The organism is Streptococcus infantis (assembly GCF_018499575.1).
Lineage (GTDB): Bacteria > Bacillota > Bacilli > Lactobacillales > Streptococcaceae > Streptococcus > Streptococcus infantis_K.
The window spans coordinates 107444-129024 of sequence record NZ_JAHDAP010000001.1; the positions used below are offsets into that span (position 1 = coordinate 107444).

General features: G+C 41.4%; 21 protein-coding genes. 16 read left to right on the plus strand and 5 right to left on the minus strand.

Annotated features, from left to right (window positions below; translation table 11 throughout):
- The first annotated feature begins 6 nt into the window (after positions 1-6).
- The 16 genes from KJR31_RS00585 to dtd all read left to right on the plus strand — a co-directional run bounded on the left by KJR31_RS00585 (position 7) and on the right by dtd (position 17528).
- On the plus strand, positions 7-1428 hold the full coding sequence (locus KJR31_RS00585; RefSeq protein ID WP_214262535.1) for a hypothetical protein: 1422 nt from the start codon (positions 7-9) through the stop codon (positions 1426-1428).
- A 182-nt stretch (positions 1429-1610) separates the two neighbouring features.
- Positions 1611-2015 carry a YbgA family protein gene (locus tag KJR31_RS00590; RefSeq protein ID WP_214261608.1) on the plus strand — a complete coding sequence of 135 codons (405 nt, stop codon included), beginning with the start codon at positions 1611-1613 and terminating at the stop codon, positions 2013-2015.
- Positions 1999-2364 carry a TIGR02328 family protein gene (locus tag KJR31_RS00595; protein ID WP_214261609.1) on the plus strand — a complete coding sequence of 122 codons (366 nt, stop codon included), beginning with the start codon at positions 1999-2001 and terminating at the stop codon, positions 2362-2364. The genes KJR31_RS00590 and KJR31_RS00595 overlap by 17 nt, the downstream gene beginning before the upstream one ends.
- A 156-nt stretch (positions 2365-2520) precedes the next feature.
- Entirely contained in the window at positions 2521-2886 is a 366-nt protein-coding gene (locus KJR31_RS00600; RefSeq protein WP_214261610.1) for a type II toxin-antitoxin system RelE/ParE family toxin, read from the plus strand.
- The gene (locus KJR31_RS00605; protein ID WP_000797745.1) at positions 2876-3169 is read left to right on the plus strand and encodes a helix-turn-helix domain-containing protein; all 294 of its coding nucleotides are present in this window, start codon (positions 2876-2878) and stop codon (positions 3167-3169) included. The genes KJR31_RS00600 and KJR31_RS00605 overlap by 11 nt, the downstream gene beginning before the upstream one ends.
- Positions 3170-3521: 352 nt before the next feature.
- Positions 3522-5771 (plus strand): 5-methyltetrahydropteroyltriglutamate--homocysteine S-methyltransferase, encoded by a 2250-nt coding sequence (metE, locus tag KJR31_RS00610; protein ID WP_214261611.1) that lies wholly within the window; start codon positions 3522-3524, stop codon positions 5769-5771.
- Between the two features lie 63 nt (positions 5772-5834).
- Positions 5835-6695, plus strand: a complete 861-nt coding sequence (gene metF, locus KJR31_RS00615) for a methylenetetrahydrofolate reductase [NAD(P)H] (protein WP_214261612.1) — start codon at positions 5835-5837, stop codon at positions 6693-6695.
- Between the two features lie 466 nt (positions 6696-7161).
- On the plus strand, positions 7162-9384 hold the full coding sequence (pnp, locus tag KJR31_RS00620; protein ID WP_214261613.1) for a polyribonucleotide nucleotidyltransferase: 2223 nt from the start codon (positions 7162-7164) through the stop codon (positions 9382-9384).
- A gap of 14 nt (positions 9385-9398) precedes the next feature.
- Positions 9399-10016, plus strand: coding sequence for a serine O-acetyltransferase (cysE, locus tag KJR31_RS00625; RefSeq protein ID WP_178894717.1), 618 nt, complete (start codon positions 9399-9401; stop codon positions 10014-10016).
- A gap of 34 nt (positions 10017-10050) precedes the next feature.
- Positions 10051-10812, plus strand: coding sequence for a nucleoside phosphorylase (locus KJR31_RS00630; RefSeq protein WP_214261614.1), 762 nt, complete (start codon positions 10051-10053; stop codon positions 10810-10812).
- A gap of 43 nt (positions 10813-10855) precedes the next feature.
- On the plus strand, positions 10856-12199 hold the full coding sequence (cysS, locus tag KJR31_RS00635; RefSeq protein ID WP_214261615.1) for a cysteine--tRNA ligase: 1344 nt from the start codon (positions 10856-10858) through the stop codon (positions 12197-12199).
- Positions 12192-12578 (plus strand): Mini-ribonuclease 3, encoded by a 387-nt coding sequence (locus KJR31_RS00640; RefSeq protein WP_000567929.1) that lies wholly within the window; start codon positions 12192-12194, stop codon positions 12576-12578. The genes cysS and KJR31_RS00640 overlap by 8 nt, the downstream gene beginning before the upstream one ends.
- Before the next feature lie 3 nt (positions 12579-12581).
- Positions 12582-13451, plus strand: a complete 870-nt coding sequence (locus KJR31_RS00645) for a helix-turn-helix domain-containing protein (protein WP_214261616.1) — start codon at positions 12582-12584, stop codon at positions 13449-13451.
- A 112-nt stretch (positions 13452-13563) separates the two neighbouring features.
- Complete coding sequence (locus tag KJR31_RS00650) at positions 13564-14694, plus strand: ABC transporter ATP-binding protein (RefSeq protein WP_178894722.1); 1131 nt, start codon at positions 13564-13566, stop codon at positions 14692-14694.
- A 143-nt stretch (positions 14695-14837) separates the two neighbouring features.
- Positions 14838-17054, plus strand: a complete 2217-nt coding sequence (locus KJR31_RS00655) for a RelA/SpoT family protein (RefSeq protein WP_214261617.1) — start codon at positions 14838-14840, stop codon at positions 17052-17054.
- 30 nt (positions 17055-17084) lie between these two features.
- Positions 17085-17528 carry a D-aminoacyl-tRNA deacylase gene (gene dtd / locus KJR31_RS00660; RefSeq protein WP_214261618.1) on the plus strand — a complete coding sequence of 148 codons (444 nt, stop codon included), beginning with the start codon at positions 17085-17087 and terminating at the stop codon, positions 17526-17528.
- Positions 17529-17569: 41 nt separating this feature from the next.
- Here dtd and KJR31_RS00665 read toward each other — a convergent pair whose 3' ends face one another.
- The 5 genes from KJR31_RS00665 to KJR31_RS00685 form a co-directional block, all read right to left on the minus strand.
- Positions 17570-18220, minus strand: coding sequence for a metal-dependent transcriptional regulator (locus tag KJR31_RS00665; protein ID WP_214261619.1), 651 nt, complete (start codon positions 18218-18220; stop codon positions 17570-17572).
- An 81-nt stretch (positions 18221-18301) separates the two neighbouring features.
- Positions 18302-18796 carry a thiol peroxidase gene (gene tpx, locus KJR31_RS00670; protein WP_214261620.1) on the minus strand — a complete coding sequence of 165 codons (495 nt, stop codon included), beginning with the start codon at positions 18794-18796 and terminating at the stop codon, positions 18302-18304.
- A 120-nt stretch (positions 18797-18916) separates the two neighbouring features.
- Positions 18917-19849 carry a metal ABC transporter substrate-binding protein gene (locus KJR31_RS00675; RefSeq protein ID WP_214261621.1) on the minus strand — a complete coding sequence of 311 codons (933 nt, stop codon included), beginning with the start codon at positions 19847-19849 and terminating at the stop codon, positions 18917-18919.
- Between the two features lie 27 nt (positions 19850-19876).
- Positions 19877-20725: a metal ABC transporter permease gene (locus tag KJR31_RS00680; protein ID WP_214261622.1), complete on the minus strand. Its 849-nt coding sequence runs from the start codon at positions 20723-20725 to the stop codon at positions 19877-19879.
- Complete coding sequence (locus KJR31_RS00685) at positions 20722-21444, minus strand: metal ABC transporter ATP-binding protein (RefSeq protein ID WP_214261623.1); 723 nt, start codon at positions 21442-21444, stop codon at positions 20722-20724. The genes KJR31_RS00680 and KJR31_RS00685 overlap by 4 nt, the downstream gene beginning before the upstream one ends.
- Between the last annotated feature and the right edge of the window lie 137 nt (positions 21445-21581).

Below are 21581 nucleotides of genomic sequence, written 5' to 3' on the forward strand. Positions count from 1 at the left end.
AAATAAATGTTACTTTTTTCTACAATTTTAAAGATTGATAAGTCATTGACTAAAGAAGCTTTTTTAAATTTAGTGATTGAATGGAATCAAGGAAGCCCACACGAAAATAATGTTATACCCAATTTGAATTGGGATGGATCCTACAATCAAAAATTCGGTGATGATACAATCTCACTTGAATTTAAAGAATACAGAAATGAAGAAATCGTAGCTGTAAGATATGTAAAAAAACTGGATGATGGTATTATTTGGAAAACAGATTACATCATGAATTTTAAGGACTATAAAATGTCAATCATGTTAGATCGTAGTTTTACTGAAGATGCTATTGGTGTTGATCCTTCATTCACAACTCCATTATTTATTAGATTATTGATTGAAAAAGGATACGTTGTAGATGACAATGATCTTCCTATATTGATGAATCCCCATCTGATTGGCTGTGAGAATCTCAGTGTTTTGACTGCTGTGATAAATGGTACAAAATTCTATGATTTACCGGTAGTTTATGTATCAAAAACATTCTCAAACAATATCCCCATTGACGTCGATAAATTAGCATATGCTCTTAAAGGGGTAGCACATATTTTTGTTCAAGAAGATCTTGAAACCAATACTTTTATTCGAGAGCAATGTAATAGTACTAACGAGTATAATGGAGCAATTGGAATCTATTATCAATCAGATGTAGTGAAACATAAGAGGTTTCTAAATTATGAATATTTTGATCCAACTATAACTAGACAAAACATTGTAAAAGAGATTATAAATTTTACAAATCAGCAAAGCATTGATCCTTTGTACACTTGGGATGGCGTACTAACTTCTTTACTTCGAGATCGTTTTGAAAGTCAAAAATCTAAACGTACGAAAGCTGAGAGAACCAAAGAGGAGACAGAAGAACTCCTAGATAGTTTTAGTAATGATTTTGATGAGTTAACGGAAGAAAATGGTCGTTTACGTAGTAGTATTTCTGATCTGGAAAGTGAGTTAGCTTTCTATAGAGATGCTTTCAACAATAAAACTGTTTATGATAGTGGTTTCTTATCTAGTGGAAGTGAAAAAGAATTTTTCCAAGATGAGAAGAAAGAATTTATTCTATCTGTATTATCTGATAGCTTAGCAAGTATTAAAGATAACACACGCAAAAAACATATCGTTCAGGATATTATTCAGCAAAATAATAGTGAAGATGTTCTTAGTAAGAAGAGGGAAGAAGTTAAACGTCTTCTAACTGACTATAGTGGTTTAACAGGAAAGTTGAAGCAAGATTTGAAACAATTGGGATTCACTATTTCTGATGAAGGTAAACATTATAAACTAACTTATTTTGATGATAACCGTTATACTATTACCATGGCAAAAACACCAAGTGATGGCCGAGCTGGGAAAAACAATGTTTCGGAAATAAATAACAAAGTGTTTTAGAAAAAAGTCATTTTGTATATGTTTAAGAATTGCCCCACACCAGAAGCCGATGCTGAACTCAAAGAGTTTTTGAAAAACTTTAAAGGGTGATGGGGCTAGTTGATTCACTTATAATTCGCTCATTTTATAGATACAACTTTGTTTCCATATTTCCTGGGAACTAGTAGAAGTTAAGGAGAAATATGGAAACTAACAACCAACGTGCCCTTTGTCAGCAACTCTGGGCGGAAAATAAATACCTTGTTTTAAGCCATTCTAGCAATATTTACAAGGACATTCGCCAGTATCTCAAGCAAGAAGTAGTGGAGCTGAGTCAGGTTCAAGAGATGATTGACCGCGCCTGCCAGATTCCAGAACACAGGGGTCAAGTTTGCAACGCTTTTCAGCATATTTGGGGCTATTTTAAAAAGCAAGCCAGCCTTGATGAGCGCAAAGACTACATGCTCCTGCTGGATCGCTATCGCTTTGGTCAAGCTTCCAAGGAAGATTTGATTGCTAGCACTCGAGACTTGCTTGAGCGTTACCCAAATGTTTATCTGCAAGATTCGACCTTGTTGAAAGGAGACTCCCATGAGACTTTGGCATGAGGCTTTGATTCCACAACTTCCACGTCCGCAGCTCTTGGGGCAACATCGAGAGTGCTGCGCTCTGCGTGGCAATGGCTGGGGCAGAAAGCATGCGACGGTTGACTATGTCTTTACCCACTCGCCTTATCGTCTCTATGCCTATCATCGCTTGATCATGGAGGAGATGGCTGGCCGTGGCTACAATGTCAGTCCAGAGTGGCTGGACAAGAACTATCGCGGCAAGACCTGCCCTCCGTATCAAGACTTAGCAGAGGAAAAGCTGAACAGTCCTATCTATAGCGAGCATGACCATGCCTACTATGAGGAGTGTCTGGCTAATCTCCGTGACAAGGGGATAGAGCTGGAGTAAGAGTCAGGATTAACTCTAATTTAGAACTCTTTTCGTAATTTTTTCGAATAATAAAAATGAGACCTTTAGAATGATTCTAAGGTCTTCTTTTTATAAATATTTAGATTTACTTTTAATAACTTTTGAGTTATAATTAAATTGAAAAGAGGTTGCTTGGTGCACACGATTTACTTCTATAAGGACAAAAATGGAAATGAGCCAGTCTTGGATTATATGAGAGAATTGGCCTGTCGTAAAAGTAAGGATAGTCGCATAAAACTCAATAAACTAAACGACTATATCGAGCTACTTAGTCAGCATGGTACTAGAGCTGGTGAACCCTATATTAAACATTTAGAAGATGAGATATGGGAACTAAGACCTCTTAGGGATAGGATTTTATTTGTCGCTTGGCTTGATGGGAGTTTTGTTCTTTTACATCATTATGCCAAAAAGACTCAAAAGACTCCTAGAAGAGAAATTGAAAAAGCCAAGCGTGAACTGAAGGACTTAAAAGAAAGAGGAGTAAGTGATGAAAAATAGTGCCATTGGGAGTAATTGGAAGGATGTCCGGTCAGAACTTTTTACCAAGGAGGAAATCCTTGAAAGTGATATGCGAGTGGCTATCATGAGTGAGTTAATTGAAGCTAGACATGAGCAAGGAATTAGTCAGAAAAAATTAGAAGAACTTAGTGGAGTGAGCCAGCCTGTCATAGCCAGGATGGAAACTGGCAAGACCAGTCCTCAGTTAGATACCGTCTTAAAAGTTTTAGCCAGTTTAGGAAAGACACTAGCAGTTGTACCGCTTGAACAGGAAAAAGGTTGATAGGGATGAAATTACTTGGTTTGCTAAAATCATCCACCGGATAATTTTACCTCCCGTCCGCACTTTTTCAGGGAAATATCAGAATTACAAAAGAAAAATCAACCTATAGTCTTTTCTAATACCAAGCCATAGTCAACTCTCAGTTTACTCAAGTTTGACTATGAACAGGACTATCTTGAAAATCTGTTAATCATTGTCTATCAAAGGATTTAGGGAATTTTCTCCAAATCCTTTTTTGTGCTTCAAAAAGCGATATAGTTTCAAACTATATCAAAGCCTAATTTTTTACAATTATACAGATGATTTCTTTTCTGTTAAGATAGTTTCAACAACAATTTTTGGAGGACAAAACATGTCAACTACAATTATCGGTTTCCCTCGTTTGGGTGAATTCCGCGAATTAAAATTTACAACTGAAAAATACTTTAGAAAAGAAATCTCAGAAGAAGAACTCTTGGCTGCTGCGAAAGAATTGCGTGCAAAACACTGGAACATCGTCAAAGAAAAAGGCATCACTGAAATCCCATCAAATGACTTTTCTCACTACGACAATTTCCTTGATGCTGCCTTCCTTTTCAACGTAGTTCCTGCATCTGTTCAAAACTTGGAATTGTCAGATCTTGAACGTTACTTTGCTTTGGGACGTGGTTACCAAGGAGAAAAAGGGGATGTTCGTGCCCTTCCAATGAAGAAATGGTTCAACACAAACTACCACTACATCGTTCCAAAATTTGAAAAAGACACTCAAGTAAAATTGGCTGGTCACAAGATCTTTGATGAGTTCCAAGAAGCAAAAGAGCTTGGACTTAACACTCGTCCTGTCCTTGTAGGCCCATTCACTTTCCTTCAATTGTCAGACTTTGAAGAAGGTGTGAAAGCAGAAGATTTCGTGGATAGCTTAGTAGCTGCTTACCAAGATGTTTTTGCAAAATTGGCTGAACTTGGTGCAACTCGTATCCAATTGGACGAAGCTGCTCTTGTCAAAGATTTGACAGAAGAAGAAAAAGCCCTATTCTTGAACATCTACAACAAACTCTTGGCTGATAAAAAAGGTCTTGAAGTCTTGCTTCAAACTTACTTCGGTGACGTTCGTGACGTTTACGCTGACCTTGTGAAATTGCCAGTAGATGCCATCGGTCTTGACTTCGTTGAAGGTAAGAAAACTCTTGAACTCGTTAAAGGTGGCTTCCCAGCTGACAAGACTCTCTATGCAGGTATTGTCAATGGTAAGAACATCTGGCGCAACAACTATGAAAAGAGCTTGGCTGTTCTTGAGCAAATCCCTGCTGAAAACATTGTTTTGACAAGCTCATGTTCACTTCTTCATGTGCCATTTACAACTGCTAACGAAGAATTTGAACCAGCTATCTTGAACCACTTTGCATTTGCAGTAGAAAAATTGGATGAAATCCGTGACTTGGATGCTATCCGCAACGGTCAAGGTGCAGAAGCTCTTGCAGCGAACAAAGAACTCTTTGCGACTGAACGTGTTGGTGAAAATGCGGAACTTCGTGCGCGTATCGCTGGATTGACAGACGCAGACTACACTCGTTTGCCAGCCTTCGCAGAACGTGAAGCTATCCAAGAAGATGCATTCAAACTTCCAGCCCTTCCAACAACAACAATCGGTTCATTCCCTCAAACTAAGGAAGTTCGTGCCAAACGTTTGGCCTTCCGTAAGGGTGAATTGTCACAAGAAGAATACGATGCCTTCCTTGCTGAAACCATCGACGAATGGATCAAATGGCAAGAAGAAGTTGGATTTGACGTGCTTGTACACGGTGAATTCGAGCGTAACGACATGGTTGAGTACTTCGGTCAAAACTTGTCAGGTTACCTCTTCTCTAAGAATGGTTGGGTACAATCATACGGTATGCGTGGGGTTAAACCACCAATCATCTGGGGCGATGTGACTCGTCTCAACCCAATCACTGTGAAATGGTCTAGCTACGCACAAAGCCGTACGGACAAACCTGTTAAAGGTATGTTGACTGGACCTGTTACAATCCTTAACTGGTCATTCCCACGTGAAGACATCTCTATCAAGGATTCTACTCTTCAAATCGCTCTTGCAATCAAGGATGAAGTTCTTGACCTTGAAGCTGCAGGTGTGAAAATCATCCAAATCGACGAGGCTGCTCTTCGTGAGAAATTGCCACTTCGTCGTAGCGACTGGTACGAAGATTACCTTGACTGGGCTATTCCAGCCTTCCGTTTGGTACACTCAACAGTAGCACCAGACACACAAATCCACACTCATATGTGTTACTCAGAATTTACAGATATCATCCCAGCTATCGACAACTTGGATGCTGACGTTATCTCATTTGAAGCTAGCCGTTCAAATCTTGAAATCTTGGACGAACTCAAAGCGAAAAACTTCCAAACAGAAGTTGGACCTGGGGTTTACGATATCCACTCACCTCGTGTGCCTAACGAAGGCGAAATCGACCACACAATCGAAGCAATCCTTGCTAAAGTGCCAAGCAGAAAAGTTTGGATCAACCCTGACTGTGGTTTGAAAACACGTGGTATTCCAGAAACGAAAGAAAGCTTGATCCGCCTTGTAGAAGCTGCCAAAGCTGCGCGTGAGAAATTGTAAGAAAAGACAGTTCTCCCTACACGGTTGATCAGTAAAAAAATCAACTAGAAAAGGTTCATAAATATGTCACGTCAAACACCGTCCCTCTCATTTGAAGTTTTCCCTCCAAACCCAGCAGTAGGCAATGACAAAATTATTGCAGCCCTGAAAGATATGCAGGACTTGGCCCCACACTTCATCAGTGTGACTGCCAGCAATAATAAATTTAATATCAAAGAGACGACGGTTCGTTTGGCAGACTATATCCAAAATGACTTGGAGATTCCGACTATTGCTCACTTGCCAGCTATCTATCTAACTAAGGATAAGGTGGCTGAGACTATTGCAGATTTGGATAAGGTTGGGGTTCAGAAAATCTTGGCTCTTCGTGGAGACATCATTCCGGATGTGGAGCCACAAAAAGATTTTCGTTATGCCACTGATTTGATTGAGTTCATTAAGGAACAGGCGCCACACTTTGAAATTATTGGAGCTTGTTATCCAGAAGGACATCCTGATTCGCCAAACCAAATCTCAGATATTCAAAATCTCAAGAAAAAAGTAGATGCAGGCTGTTCAAGTCTTGTCACTCAGCTTTTCTTTGACAATGAGCGTTTCTATGATTTCCAAGACAAATGCACCTTGGCAGGGATTGATGTTCCCATCCATGCAGGAATCATGCCAATCCTGAATCGTAACCAAGCGCTTCGTCTCTTGAAGACTTGTGAGAATATCCATCTCCCACGTAAGTTTAAGGCTATCTTGGACAAGTATGAGAATGACCCTGAGTCACTCAGAGCAGCAGGACTTGCCTATGCCGTAGACCAAATCGTAGACTTGGTAACGCAAGACGTAGCAGGGGTACATCTCTACACTATGAACAATGCAGACACTGCTCAGTACATCCACCAAGCAACCCATGCCTTGTTCAATCACCAATCTTAAAATATTAAAAAACAAACCATTCTTCTTTTCATAGAGGAATGGTTCCTTTTTGATAGAAAAGACCGTACTTTTTAAGAAAAATATGATAAAATAGACTCTGTACGTACTTGATACAAAGATGAGGGTATTTAGGTTGTAAAGGTTGTGAAAACGAAACTCAAAAAGTCCAAAATATCTTGAGTAATTGAACCCGCCTACAACTCTGTGGAAAAAGATAAATCTACCTAGGAGCAGTCGCTCCGTCGTTTGATTTCCTATTTTCCTTTGAGTTGCTTAACGGCTTAGTATCTTGAGTAATTGAATTTTGGTCTCATTTCTTATGAAAAAAGATAAGCTTCCTAGCACTCATCGAGTGCGACGTCACCTTCCTATTTTTCTACAGAAATGTTCGGCAAGCCGAACCGTCCAAAATATCTTGATCTTTGTAGGCAAGGCGTATAATTTTATCAATCCAAAGGGGATTACAATGACAAAACAAGTGTTTCAAACGACTTTTGCGGGTCGTGAGTTGATCGTAGAGACTGGTCAGGTTGCTAAGCAAGCAAATGGCTCTGTAGTCGTGCGTTACGGTGAGTCAACTGTCTTGACTGCTGCCGTTATGTCTAAGAAGATGGCAACTGGGGATTTCTTCCCACTTCAAGTCAACTACGAAGAAAAAATGTATGCGGCTGGGAAGTTTCCTGGTGGCTTTATGAAACGTGAAGGACGTCCTTCAACAGATGCGACCTTGACAGCGCGTTTGATTGACCGTCCAATCCGTCCCATGTTTGCGGAAGGTTTCCGTAATGAAGTGCAAGTCATCAACACTGTGCTTTCTTACGACGAAAATGCATCTGCACCAATGGCAGCTATGTTTGGTTCATCATTGGCACTTTCTATCTCAGATATTCCATTTGATGGACCAATCGCTGGGGTACAAGTAGGCTATGTTGATGGAGAAATCGTCATCAACCCAACTCAAGAACAAGCAGAGCAATCGCTTCTTGAATTGACAGTAGCTGGTACTAAGCACGCTATCAACATGGTAGAGTCTGGTGCTAAAGAATTGTCAGAAGAAATCATGTTGGAAGCTCTTCTTAAAGGACATGAAGCTGTTAAAGAATTGATTGCCTTCCAAGAAGAAATCGTTGCAGCAGTTGGTAAAGAAAAAGCAGAAGTAGAATTGCTTCATGTGGATGCTGACTTGCAAGCTGAAATCATCGCAGCCTACAACAGCGATCTTCAAAAAGCTGTTCAAGTTGAAGAAAAATTGGCGCGTGAAGCTGCAACTCAAGCAGTGAAAGACCAAGTCACAGCAGTTTACGAAGAAAAATATGCAGACCACGAAGAATTTGACCGTATCATGCGTGATGTGGCTGAAATCTTGGAACAAATGGAACACGCAGAAGTGCGCCGTTTGATCACAGAAGACAAGGTTCGTCCTGACGGCCGTAAGGTCGATGAAATCCGTCCTTTGGATGCGGTTGTTGACTTCCTTCCTCGCGTACACGGTTCAGGTCTCTTTACTCGTGGACAAACGCAAGCTCTTTCTATCTTGACCTTGGCACCAATGGGTGAAACGCAAATCATCGATGGCTTGGATCCAGAGTACAAGAAACGCTTTATGCATCACTATAACTTCCCACAATACTCTGTAGGGGAAACGGGTCGTTACGGTGCACCAGGTCGTCGTGAAATTGGTCACGGTGCTCTCGGTGAGCGTGCTCTTGCTCAAGTATTGCCAAGCTTGGAAGAATTCCCATACGCCATCCGTTTGGTAGCAGAAGTATTGGAATCAAACGGTTCTTCATCTCAAGCATCTATCTGTGCGGGAACACTTGCCCTTATGGCTGGTGGTGTTCCAATCAAGGCTCCAGTAGCAGGTATTGCCATGGGTCTCATCTCAGATGGAAACAACTACACCGTATTGACAGATATCCAAGGTCTGGAAGACCACTTTGGAGATATGGACTTTAAGGTTGCGGGTACGCGTGACGGGATTACAGCCCTTCAAATGGATATCAAGATCCAAGGGATCACTGCAGAAATCTTGACTGAAGCTCTTGCCCAAGCCAAGAAAGCTCGTTTTGAAATCCTTGACGTGATTGAAGCAACGATTCCAGAAGTTCGTCCAGAATTGGCTCCAACTGCTCCGAAAATTGATACTATCAAGATTGATGTGGACAAGATCAAGATTGTTATCGGTAAGGGTGGAGAAACAATCGATAAGATCATTGCTGAAACAGGCGTTAAGATTGATATCGACGAAGAAGGTAACGTATCTATCTACTCTAGCGACCAAGATGCCATCAACCGTGCTAAAGAAATCATTGCTGGTTTGGTTCGTGAAGCAAAAGTGGACGAAGTTTACCATGCCAAAGTTGTGCGTATCGAGAAATTCGGTGCCTTTGTCAACCTCTTTGACAAGACGGATGCCCTCGTTCACATCTCTGAAATGGCTTGGACTCGTACTAATAATGTAGAAGATTTAGTTCAAATTGGTGATTTTGTAGATGTGAAGGTTATTAAGATCGATGAAAAAGGTCGTGTAGATGCTTCTATGAAGGCACTCTTGCCACGTCCGCCAAAACCTGAACGTTCAGAAGAAAAAGGAGATAAAGGTCATCGTCATGGCGATCGTCCTCGTCACCACCACAAGGACCACAAACCTAAGAAAGAAACTACTGAAACACCAAAAGACTCAGAATAAGAAAGGAGAAATGTATGGGATGGTGGCGTGAAACCATTGATATCGTAAAAGAAAATGATCCAGCGGCTCGCACCACTTTGGAGGTTCTTTTGACCTATCCGGGTGTGAAAGCCTTGGCTGCCCACCGTCTCTCTCATTTTCTCTGGAAGAATGGCTTTAAGCTTTTAGCTCGTATGCATAGCCAGTTTTGGCGCTTTTGGACTCAGATTGAGATCCACCCAGGAGCTCAGATTGACTCTGGTGTCTTTATCGACCACGGGGCGGGTCTGGTTATTGGGGAGACGGCCATTGTTGAGAAGGGTGTCCTTCTCTACCACGGTGTCACTCTCGGTGGTACAGGTAAGGATGTTGGCAAACGACATCCGACCGTGCGTAAGGGAGCTCTTATATCAGCCCATGCCCAGGTTATCGGTCCTGTAGAAATCGGTGAAAACGCTAAAGTCGGTGCTGCAGCAGTTGTCGTGGCAGACGTACCAAGTGACGTGACGGTTGTCGGAATTCCAGCCAAGATTGTCCGAGTGCATGGGCAAAAGGATGAACCAACCATTCACGAAGTCGAAGAAAAACGTGAATACTACGTCAATAAACTTGAGCATGCTAGAGAAGCCAGTCACAGGTCGTCTGGTTTGTAATGAGAAGTGACTCTTTAATTAGGAGGTTAGGTCGATGATATTAGAAGAATTTGAAAATGTACCTGCTGTTATCGAGCCAACTGATCGAAGCCTCGTTAGTGGTGGAGAAGTTTGTGATACCATTATCTTGTCTTTTAATGGAGAAATCCTTGAACGAGTAAAGCAGATAGATGGTGTCTACGAAGGTGGCTATCTTACCAATCTAAATGGCAAACTGCCATGGTATATCTATGAAAAAGATGGGAGTAAGGTAGCAGTTGCTATGGCTACTATTGGAGCTCCAATGGTTGTTGGACTCTTAGAAGAACTAAAAGCAAGAGGATTTAAGAACTTTATTGTTTTGGGATCTTGCGGAGTTCTAGACCAGTCTATTCAAGCAGATAAGATTATCTTACCAAGCTCGGCTTTACGTGATGAAGGTACTAGTTATCACTATGCTCCAGCAAGTGATGAAATAGCTTATGATCGATCTCTACTCTTAACTATGGAAAACGCCTTGGATAAAGCTGGTGTTGAGCATATTCGAACAAAGTCTTGGACCACAGATGCCTTCTATCGTGAGACAGCTGCTAAGGTCAAACGAAGACTTGAAGCAGGAGCTAGAGTTGTAGATATGGAAGCTTCGGCTATCATGGCCTGGGCCCAATATCGACAAGCCCAGGTCTATCAATTTTTCTATACAGCTGACTATGTCGACCATCACAATCACGAATGGGATGCTAGACGCGAGGATAGAAAAGCTGATGCTATGACTTTCTTTGAGATAGCCTTAGTAATTGCCAGAGAGCTGGATTGAAACTACTCTTTACGATAAACAAGAAAGAGAAAGGAGTCAGTGAGTGATTAAAATCTATGACACCATGTCTCGTGATTTGCGAGAATTTGTCCCAATCGAGGACGGCAAGGTCAAGATGTATGTCTGTGGGCCAACTGTATACAATTATATCCACGTGGGGAATGCCCGTTCGACAGTAGCCTTCGATACCATTCGTCGCTACTTTGAGTACCGTGGCTATGAGGTTGCCTATATTTCTAACTTTACGGATGTGGATGATAAGATTATCAACCGTGCCAAGGAAGAAGGCATTACACCTCAAGAAGTAGCGGATAAGTATATCTCTGCCTTTCGTGAGGATGTTACGGCCTTGGGCGTCAAGCCTGCTACCCGTCATCCACGAGTAGTCGAGTTTATGGCTGACATTATCCGTTTTGTGGAAGACCTGATTGAAAAAGGCTATGCCTATGAGAGTCAGGGCGATGTCTATTTCCGTGTGGAAAAATCCCACAACTATGCTAAGTTAGCCAATAAAACCCTAGAAGACTTGGAGTTAGGTGCTTCAGGTCGGACAGACGAAGAAACAGCTCGTAAGGAAAATCCTGTAGACTTTGCTCTTTGGAAAGCAGCCAAACCAGGTGAGATTTCTTGGGACAGTCCATGGGGGCCTGGTCGTCCAGGCTGGCATATCGAATGTTCGGTTATGTCAACGGAGATTTTAGGCGATACCATCGATATTCACGGTGGTGGAGCTGACCTTGAGTTTCCTCACCATACCAACGAAATTGCCCAATCTGAAGCTAAAACAGGCAAGACTTTTGCCAACTACTGGATGCACAATGGCTTTGTCAACATCTACAATGTCAAGATGTCCAAGTCTTTGGGGAACTTCATTACGGTACACGATGCCCTCAAAACTATCGACGGTCAAGTGCTTCGTTTCTTCTTTGCGACTCAGCATTACCGCAAACCTATCAACTTTACGGAAAAGGCTGTGCGCGATGCCGAGACTAATCTCAAGTATTTGAAGAACACTTACGAGCAACCATTTACTGGAGATGTAGATGCTCAAGAATTGCAAGCTTTTAAAGATAAGTTTGTAGCAGCTATGGATGAGGATTTCAATACAGCTAATGGAATCACTGTTGTCTTTGAAATGGCCAAATGGATCAACTCAGGTAACTATGATGCAAGTGTTAAGGAAACTCTTGCAGCCATGTTGGAAGTCTTTGGAGTTGTCTTTGTTGAGGAAGTTTTGGATGAAGAGATTGAAGCCTTGATTCAAAAACGCCAAGAAGCGCGTGCCAATCGTGACTTTGCGACAGCTGACCAAATCCGTGACCAACTAGCTGCTCAAGGGATTAAACTACTTGATACCAAGGATGGAGTGAGGTGGACACGTGATTGATGTCAATCTCATTAACGGGATTGCGCTAGCCTTTGAAGGAGATGCGGTTTATTCTATGTATATTCGCCGTCATCTCATTCTTAAAGGCATGACCAAGCCCAATAAACTCCATCAAGAGGCCACTAAGTATGTATCAGCCAAGGCTCAGGCACGCTTGATTTCCCTCATGTTGGAGGAGCAAGTCCTAACGGAAAAAGAAGAAGAAATCTATAAACGTGGTCGCAATACCAATAGTCACACCAAGGCAAAGAATGCAGATGTAGTGACCTACCGTATGTCTACGGGTTTTGAAGCGGTCATGGGTTATCTTCATATGACTGAAAATATGGAACGTCTAGAAACCTTGATTTCTTGGTGTATCCAAAAAGTGGAGGGCTAGGAAATGATTGCAAAAGAATTACTAGATTGGTTTCCACAAGCTCAAATCGTAGATCAGCCAGTCGATAAGGAAGGCTATCTGACGCTTCCAGTATCCTCAAATCAGTGGGTTTTACTGGAAGAAGCTGGACTAAGTGAACGTGAGAAGCAGTTGGTAGCTCTCTTAACCCAGCAGGAACAAACTATCTCTCTCAATCCCTGGTATAGCTATTTGATAGAGGGCAAGGGGCAAGCACCGCAAAGATTTAAAAAGCTACAAGTTGTCTATTGTCACCTTTCCTATTACCAACAGGAAAACCTGACTTTTTGGTTGGATATGATGAAAACCCTCTTTCCTAATTGCGAGACAGTTCTTCAGGTTGGCGCTCAGGATTACCTTTTTGTTCTCCAACAGGACAAATACACTTCTGTTCGCTCAATCTTGATGGATACCTTGGAAGCTGTAGAATACGACTTTGGAGTTCGTCTCTCTATTATGCTTGGTCAGGTCTGGTCGCAAGCAGGAAATCAGAGTTTGACAGATATCATCAAGGCAGAACGTGACTTGTTTAAAAACTGGTGGCGTCAAGGTCATCAAGGATTCCATACCTTTTCTCAGCTCTACCTTTGGAGTATGGGTGAAAAAATGGTAGATCTTGGTTTGATCAAAGATTATCTACACCAGATGATTTTGGATCAGGATCAGATTCAGGAAATCATTCTCTCCTTATGGGAAAATAGTGCAGTCCTTACGAAGACAGCTCAACAGCTCTATCTACACCGTAATTCCCTCCAATACAAGATTGATAAATGGGAAGAATTAACAGGGCTTCAGTTGAAAGAATTGACGGACTTGACCTTGTGCTATCAGTTGATTTTACCAGATATAATCTAAAGTTTTGTGCAAGTTGCACAGAACTTTTTTATTTTTTTGGTCACCTTGCCATAGAAATGTAAAGCGTTTTCATCTATAATAAAACTATCAAAAATAAAAGGAGTTCACCAAAATGGTAGAATTAAATCTTAAAAATATTTACAAAAAATATCCAAACAGCGAACACTACTCAGTTGAAGACTTCAACTTGGACATCAAAGACAAAGAATTTATCGTTTTCGTAGGTCCTTCAGGATGTGGTAAATCAACTACTCTTCGTATGATTGCAGGTCTTGAAGATATCACAGAAGGTACTGCATCTATCGATGGCGTGGTTGTCAACGACGTAGCTCCAAAAGACCGTGACATTGCCATGGTATTCCAAAACTACGCTCTTTACCCACACATGACTGTATACGATAACATGGCTTTCGGTTTGAAATTGCGTAAATACAGTAAAGAAGATATCGACAAACGTGTACAAGAAGCAGCAGAAATTCTTGGTTTGAAAGAATTCTTGGATCGTAAACCAGCTGACCTTTCAGGTGGTCAACGTCAACGTGTTGCCATGGGTCGTGCGATCGTCCGTGATGCAAAAGTGTTCTTGATGGACGAGCCTTTGTCAAACTTGGATGCAAAACTTCGTGTATCAATGCGTGCTGAAATCGCTAAAATTCACCGTCGTATCGGAGCTACAACTATCTACGTAACTCACGACCAAACTGAAGCGATGACACTTGCAGACCGTATCGTTATCATGTCAGCTACTAAAAACCCTGCTGGTACTGGTACTATCGGACGTGTTGAACAAATCGGTACTCCTCAAGAAGTTTACAAAAACCCAGTTAACAAATTCGTAGCAGGATTTATCGGAAGCCCAGCTATGAACTTCATCAATGTTAAATTGAACGGTGATCACATCGTTGGTGACGGCTTCAACTTGAAAGTTCCAGAAGGTGCTTTGAAAGTTCTTCGTGAAAAAGGTTACGAAGGTAAAGAATTGATCTTCGGTATCCGTCCGGAAGACGTGAATGCAGAACCTGCTTTCCTTGAAACATTCCCAGAATCAGTTGTGAAAGCAACTATCTCTGTATCAGAATTGCTTGGTTCAGAATCTCACCTATACTGCCAAGTTGGTAAAGATGAATTCGTTGCTAAAGTTGATGCACGTGACTACTTGCAAGCTGGTGCAACAGTTGAACTTGGATTTGACTTGAACAAAGCTCACTTCTTTGACGTAGAAACTGAAAAGACAGTTTACTAAGATAGATTTGAATAAATCAACACTACTAGAGTTTTTCTAGTAGTGTTTTTTATTAAGTTTAGAAACTCGGATAGAAGGAGACTCTACTAGTTTTCATATTGACTAAAAAGTGTTAAAATGGTAGGAAGAACTGGAGAGTATGCATGCCAAAAGAAGTAATTTATTCTGGCGATGAAGTCGTCGCTTTAACGCAAAAATATTTATCGAAAGAAGATGTGGCTTTTGTCCATAAGGCCTTGGTTTATGCTGTAGAGTGCCATAGTGGCCAATATCGTAAATCAGGCGAGCCGTACATTATCCACCCTATTCAGGTAGCAGGTATCTTGGCTAAGCTCAAGCTGGACGCTGTCACTGTTGCCTGTGGTTTTTTGCATGACGTTGTTGAAGACACAGATGCTACTTTGGATGACTTAGAGCGCGAATTTGGTCATGATGTTCGAGTGATTGTAGACGGTGTTACCAAGCTTGGTAAGGTCGAATACAAGTCTATAGAAGAGCAGTTGGCTGAGAATCACCGCAAGATGCTCATGGCTATGTCAGAGGATATCCGCGTTATCTTGGTAAAACTCTCTGATCGCCTGCACAATATGCGCACCCTTACGCATCTTCGTAAGGACAAGCAAGAACGTATTTCCCGAGAAACCATGGAAATCTACGCACCACTGGCTCACCGTCTGGGGATTTCAAGTGTTAAATGGGAACTAGAAGACCTTTCCTTCCGTTATCTAAATCCGACAGAGTTTTACAAGATAAGTCATATGATGAAGGAGAAACGTCAAGAACGTGAAGCCTTGGTCGATGAAGTTGTGACAAAACTTGAGGAGTATTCATCTAAGCGCAACCTGACAGGAAAAATCTATGGTCGTCCAAAGCATATCTACTCTATTTACCGTAAGATGCAGGACAAGAAAAAACGCTTTGAGGAAATCTATGACTTGATTGCTATTCGCTGTATCTTGGATACTCAGAGTGATGTCTATGCTATGTTGGGCTATGTCCATGAGCTATGGAAACCAATGCCAGGTCGTTTCAAGGACTACATTGCCAATCGTAAGGCCAATGGTTATCAGTCCATTCATACGACTGTTTATGGACCAAAAGGACCGATTGAATTCCAGATTCGTACCAAAGAGATGCACGAGGTTGCTGAGTATGGGGTTGCGGCTCACTGGGCCTACAAAAAAGGAATGAAAGGCCAAGTTAATAGTAAAGAATCTGCTATTGGGATGAACTGGATCAAGGAGATGATGGAACTCCAAGACCAGGCAGATGATGCTAAGGAATTTGTAGATACTGTCAAAGAAAACTATCTGGCAGAAGAGATTTATGTCTTCACTCCAGATGGAGCGGTTCGTTCGCTTCCAAAGGATTCTGGACCGATTGACTTTGCCTATGAGATTCATACCAAGATTGGAGAAAAAGCAACTGGAGCCAAGGTAAATGGTCGTATGGTTCCCTTGACGACCAAACTTAAAACGGGTGACCAGGTTGAAATCATCACCAATCCAAACTCATTTGGACCAAGCCGTGACTGGCTCAACATGGTTAAAACCAGCAAGGCTCGTAACAAAATTCGTCAGTTCTTTAAAAATCAAGATAAAGAATTGTCCATCAATAAAGGCCGTGAAATGCTGATTAATCAGCTCCAAGAAAACGGCTATGTAGCCAATAAATTTATGGATAAGCGCCACATGGATGAAGTCCTTCAAAAAACCAGCTACAAGACAGAAGAAGCTCTCTTTGCAGCCATTGGTTTTGGAGAGATCGGAGCCATTACCGTCTTTAATCGTTTGACGGAAAAAGAACGCCGGGAAGAAGAGCGCGCCAAGGCTAAGGCAGAAGCAGAAGAACTGGTCAAGGGTGGCGAAGTCAAGGTTGAGAACAAGGACACGCTCAAGGTCAAGCATGAGGGTGGAGTTGTCATCCAAGGTGCTTCTGGACTCTTGGTACGGATTGCCAAATGTTGTAATCCTGTTCCAGGTGATGATATCGTTGGTTATATCACCAAAGGTCGCGGAGTTGCCATCCACCGTGTGGACTGTATGAACCTTCGTTCACAGGAAAATTACGAGCAACGTTTGCTAGATGTCGAATGGGAAGACCAATTCTCAACCAAGGAATATATGGCTCATATCGATATCTATGGACTCAACCGTTCTGGTCTTTTGAATGATATCTTGCAAGTCCTATCAAACACAACTAAGAATATCTCTTCGGTTAATGCCCAACCGACCAAGGATATGAAATTTGCAAATATTCACGTTTCCTTTGGGATTTCAAACCTTTCAACTCTGACAACGGTAGTTGATAAGATTAAGAGCGTACCAGAAGTCTACTCAGTCAAACGGACCAATGGTTAAGTATGCTCGATACAGTCAGAAAGGATTTCTATGAAAATCATCGTTCAGCGAGTCAAGCAAGCTCAGGTTTCTATTGAGGGGCAGATTCATGGTCAAATCAAACAAGGGCTCTTGCTCTTAGTGGGGGTTGGACCTGAGGATCAGCAGGAAGATTTGGATTATGCAGTCAGAAAGCTTGTCAATATGCGGATTTTCTCAGATGCTGAAGGCAAGATGAATCTGTCTGTTAAGGATATCCAAGGAGAAATTCTCTCCATCTCCCAGTTTACTCTGTTTGCCGATACCAAAAAAGGCAATCGTCCAGCCTTTACAGGCGCCGCTAAACCAGATATGGCTGAGGCCTTCTATCAAGATTTTAACCAGGAACTAGCCAAGGAAGTTCCTGTTGAGACAGGAATCTTTGGAGCAGATATGCAGGTGGGATTAGTCAATGATGGCCCAGTAACCATTATCCTAGATACTAAAAATAGATAAGAAAAAACCAAGCTTGTATGCTTGGTTTTTTTGTGACGTATTTAGTTCAGTTTTTCAACATAGAGCTGTTTGGCGATTTCTAGACTTAGCAAGAGTTCTTCGTTCTTATGAATCAAAGTAAAGGTGTTAGAAAAGTCATCAAACTGTTGAACTTGGAGTTTATCTCCGATATTGATGGCATGTTTTTCAAGATATTTGAGGAGGTCAAAGCTATCGTGAACGCGAGTCAGGAGATAGGTTCCAGCTTCTTTGGTTTCTGCTAGTGGCAAGTTATTGATTTCAACCAAAAGTTCTCCCTTAGCAGGAATGGTACCACCATGAGGGCAGGTCTTTGGAAAGCCGAGCATACTTTCTAATCTTTCCACAAAAAAGTCTGAAACGGTATGTTCTAACACTTCAGCTTCCTCATCAATTTGGTCACTGGTATAGTCTAGATGGTGGACCAGGAAAACCTCAATCAGACGATGTTTACGATAAAGCTCTGATACAAGTGTTAAGCCAATATCGGTGAGCAAGTATCCTTTTTTCTTGTCTTTTAAGATAAGATTTTCAGACTGCATGCGCTTGATCATTTCGGTTACAGCTGGAGGAGATACCTGCATTCGAGCAGCAATTTCCTTATTTGTAATCTTAGGAACATCCATGCCAATCTCATAAATACATTTTAAGTAGTCTTCTTTATTTGGTGTCATTCGCATTTCCTTGTTTATTATCTCTATCTAGTATACCAAAAAAAGCTAGATTTCTCTAGCTTCTTGCTACAAGAGCTGGACTTAGTTGAGTTCTTTTGCAGCTGCAATAGCGGCTTCAAAGTCTGGCTCGCTGTTGATATTGTCTACGTATTCGACATAGCGGATGATATTATCAGTATCGAGAACAAAAACTGCGCGTGCAAGCAGATGCCATTCATTGATTAAGAGGGCATAATCGCGTCCAAAGGAGTGGTCGAAGTAGTCTGATAGCATGATGGCATTCTCAATTCCTTCAGCACCACACCAGCGTTTTTGTGCAAATGGAAGGTCCATAGATACCGTTAGGACTACAGTGTTGTCCAAGCTAGCCAGTTCTTCATTAAAGCGACGAGTCTGCAGTGAGCAGATACCTGTATCGATAGAAGGGATAACACTCAAGATTTTTTTCTTGCCTTCAAAGTCAGCCAGTGTTTTTTTAGAAAGGTCCGTTGTTGTTAGAGAAAAGTCAAGGGCCTTGTCACCTACTTGTAGTTGTTTTCCTGTAAAAGTTACAGGATTTCCAAGGAATGTAGTCATGAGCTACTCCAATCTTTTTTCTTTCATTCTACATTAAATGTTCAGACCTTTCCAACAATTTGACCGGAATTTGAATAGATAAAAAACGCCAATTCATGGTGACTGACGTTTTTAAAATAATTATTTAGACAAACCTTCAGCAATCTTGTCAAGGTTATATTTCATCATGTTGTAGTAGCTATCGCCTTCTTTACCTTCTTCAGCGATTGAGTCCGTAAAGATTTGAGCATAGATTGGGATATTTGTGTCTTTAGAAACAGTCTTCATTGGACGATCATCGACACTGGATTCAACAAATAGTGATGGAACCTTCATTTGGCGAAGTTTTTCAACCAAAGTCTTGATTTGGTCAGGTGTTCCTTCTTCTTCAGTATTGATTTCCCAGATGTAAGCACTTGGGACACCGTAAGCTTTAGAGAAGTATTTAAAACATCCTTCGCTGGTTACGATGAGTTTCTTGTCCGCATCAATAGCGTTAAATTTCTCTTTGGCTTCCTTGTCAAGCTTGTCTAGTTTTTCAGTGTATTCTTTGAGATTCTTTTCGTAGAATTCCTTGTTGTTAGGGTCTTTAGCGATGAGTTGCTTAGCAATGTTTTGAGCATAAATAATCCCGTTTTCTAAGTTGAGCCAAGCATGTGGGTCTTCTTTCCCTTTTTCATTTTGGCCTTCTAGGTAGATGATATCAACGCCTTCACTGACAGCAAAGTAGTCCTTGTTTTCAGTCTTCTTAGCATTCTCAACTAATTTTGTAAACCAGGCATTTCCACCTGTTTCAAGGTTGATGCCGTTGTAGAAGATTAAGTCGGCTTGAGACGTTTTCTTGACGTCTTCAGGAAGAGGTTCGTACTCGTGTGGATCTTGTCCAACAGGCACGATACTATGAAGATCAATCTTATCTCCAGCGATATTTTTAGTGATATCAGCGATAATTGAGTTTGTAGCAACGACTTTTAATTTTTGGTCACTTGTGGCCGTGTCTTTTTTTCCAGTAGAGCATGCTACAAGAGCAATTACGGAAAGAAAGAGAACCAGCAATGCACCTAATTTTTTCATTAGATTCCTCCAGAGGGGCTTCCCTCGTTATTGTTTGATTTTTTTATTTTTCAGCTTCAGATAACGTTGTTTTGGTGCGATAAAGAAACTGATGAGAAAGAAACTGGCAGATGTCAGCACGATACTTGAACCTGCAGCTAGGTTAAAGCTATAACCGATAAAAAGTCCCAGGACAGAAGCTAGAGCTCCCAAGCCTGATGAAAGAAAAATCATGCTCTTAAGACTATTAGCGTAGAGATAAGCTGTCGAAGCTGGGGTAATCAGCATGGCTACGATAAGGATGGTTCCGACACTTTGCATAGCAGTCACTGACACCAGAGTCAAGAGTACCATGAGTAGATAGTGGTAGAAATTAACTGGCATGCCCATAGCCTTGGCTAGGAGTTCATCAAAGGATGTAATCAAGAGTTGTTTGAAGAAAATCCCGATAACCAAGAGAATGAGTGCTCCCACACCGATGGTAATATACATGTCTAAGTCTTGCACAGCCAAAATATTCCCAAAGAGGATATGGAAGAGGTCAGTCGAGCTTTTAGCCACACTAATCAGGATGATACCCAGAGCCAAGAAAGATGAAAATGTAATCCCTATGGCAGTGTCACTCTTGATGATAGAGTTCCCCTTGATGTAGGTGATGATGACAGAGGCAAGTAGTCCAAAGATAATAGCCCCGATAAAGAAGTCAATCCCTAAAATAAAGGAAAGGGCTACACCAGGTAAAACAGCGTGCGAGATGGCATCGCCCATGAGAGACATCCCACGTAGAATGATAAAGCAGCCAACAGCTCCGGCTACAACACCGATGACAACTGCTGTAATCAAGGCATTTTGTAGAAAGTGGAAATTCTGCAATCCATCTATAAATTCTCCAATCATAGGTCACCTCCATTGAAAAAGAGTCGGTCACCATAAGCTTGTTTGAGATTGGCTTTGGTGAAGGTCTCCTTTGTTGGACCAAAGGCAATTAGCTCCTTGTTGAGAAGGAGTACCTGGTCAAAATAATGGGGAACCTTACCGAGATCGTGGTGGACGATAAGGACCGTCTTGCCAGCCTTTTTAAGATCTCTCAGCGTGTTCATGATAATTTCTTCACTGACTGAGTCAATCCCAACAAAGGGCTCGTCTAAGAGAATATAGTCAGCCTCTTGAACTAGACAGCGGGCAATCAAGACACGCTGGAATTGGCCACCAGAGAGTTGACTGATCTGGCGTTCAGCATAGTCTGAGAGTCCAACGATTTCAAGTGCATCTGCCACTTTTTTCCAGTGACTTGCCTTTAAAGTGTGAAAGAGTGGAATGGACGGATAGAGTCCTAGAGAAACACACTCTTTTACCTTGATAGGAAAGTTGTAGTCGATATGAATTTTCTGCTCGACATAGGCAACTTTCTTAAGAGATTTATTCATTTCTTTATCATCGATAAAAGCATGTCCTTCATGTGGGATAATGCCCAGCATACTTTTTAATAAGGTTGATTTTCCAGCGCCGTTTGGACCAATAATCCCGGTAATCGTTGGTCCTTGGAGCACTAGTGAAATATCCTTTAGTGCCAACGTTTCTTTGTAGGAGACACTGAGGTTTTCGATACGTATCATACAGTTGTATTCCTCCTAATTTTTAATATACCTTAATTTTATTTTTAAGTCAAGTTAATTTTGGTAAAAATTTAAAATATGAACATCTAAAGAATCAGGAAGACACGGCATTTTTAATTGCATTCCCCAGGGATTTT